This window comes from Nonomuraea antimicrobica (genome assembly GCF_039536965.1).
Classification (GTDB): domain Bacteria; phylum Actinomycetota; class Actinomycetes; order Streptosporangiales; family Streptosporangiaceae; genus Nonomuraea; species Nonomuraea antimicrobica.
The window spans coordinates 1-963 of record NZ_BAAAZP010000271.1 but is presented as its reverse complement, the minus strand read 5'-3'; the positions used below and the strand labels follow the sequence as shown (position 1 = coordinate 963).

Genomic DNA, 963 nt, shown 5'->3' with positions numbered 1-963 from the left:
CCGTGTGGGTGATGTGCCCCGGTTCGCGCGGTGCCACTCCAGGCGCCGTTGGCGGGATTGTTCAAGGCCTTCCTGCCGAGCTTTGCGGATCTTTGGACCGTGGCCCTCGTGCTCGTCGTCGGGAGTGACGTAGCCGAGCCCTTCGTGCAGGCGCGTGCCGTTGTAGAAGGCCCGCACGCGGGCGAGTTCAGCCCGCAGCACCGCTGGCTCGGTGATCTTCGTCAGGTGCGGGAACTCGACCTTGACGTGCCCGAACAGCGTCTCGATCCACGCCTGGTCGGTGGGCGTGCCGGGCCGGCCGAAGTGCTGAGCGATCGCCGAGAGCGCCATGAACTCACGCGTCTTGCCCGCGGTCATCTGCGGCCCGTTGTCACTCATGGCCAGCAGCACCGGCCTGGCCGGGTTGTCGGCGTCGGTGCCCGCGTCGACCAGACCGTCGTCTCGGGCGGCGATCAACGGCAGCAACCCCTCCCGTTCCAGGGCGTCGGTGAAGCCCAGGATGACCTGGGTGTGGGTCTCCTCCACCGAGACCACTTCACAGATCCACTTGCGGGAGACCAAATCCATGATGGCCAGCGCGGCCATCCCGCAGGCGGAGAAATGCGTCGTGTCGTAGATCCAGATCTGCAGCGGCCGGTACTCCACCCAGTCCGGGAACGGCTTGCGCTGGGAGAGGGCGGGGCGCGGCCGGGCTCGGATGCGCAGCCCGTGGGCCTCCAGCACCCGATGCACCGAGGACGGCGAGACCCAGAAGCGGCCCAGGTAGGAGCCGCGATGGGCAAGCTTGCGATGCGAGCGATCCACCTCGCCCCACTCGTGGAACAACACGATGATCTGCTCGACCTCGGTCTGGAGCAGACCATGCACCGGCGAGCCACCAGGCCGGCGGTCGGCCAGCCGGCCGTGCTCGCGGCGCTCGGCCCACCGGTAGACGCGCAGCGGGGTGATCTCCAGCACCCGGCA

1 protein-coding gene is annotated in these 963 nt (G+C 68.8%); it reads right to left on the bottom strand.

Translation table 11 applies throughout. The features are described 5' to 3' along the window. Positions 1-963 (bottom strand): integrase core domain-containing protein (locus tag ABD844_RS52475; protein ID WP_344897700.1); only part of this gene is annotated, 963 nt, incomplete at both ends.